The organism is Virgibacillus sp. 7505 (genome assembly GCF_002272135.1).
GTDB lineage: Bacteria > Bacillota > Bacilli > Bacillales > Amphibacillaceae > Terribacillus.
Genome location: NZ_NPBF01000211.1, coordinates 1 through 260 on the forward strand (window position 1 = coordinate 1; position 260 = coordinate 260).

The 260-nt window shown below is 44.6% G+C and carries 1 pseudogene; it reads left to right on the forward strand.

The features are described from left to right. A pseudogene (locus CHH91_RS18645) lies at nt 1–260 on the forward strand (amidohydrolase); the annotation flags it as partial.

Below are 260 nucleotides of genomic sequence, written 5' to 3' on the forward strand. Positions count from 1 at the left end.
AGATCCGTTTTGATAAAGCGTGCTCGAATTTTGTACGCAACTACGTGCTTGAGGATGTAATGAAAGAGGAATTGGCTGCAATTGGCGTGCCATCTTATACGGAAGAAGAGACACGATTCGCTGAAACAATCCGCAAGACATTTTCGAACGAAGACCGGGAACAAACGATGGTAGAGTTGGCAAATCTCGTCGAGAATCCGAACCAAGAATGGCTTGGACAAGTGCGCAACAAAGCACTGATTGATGAAATTATACCTGTC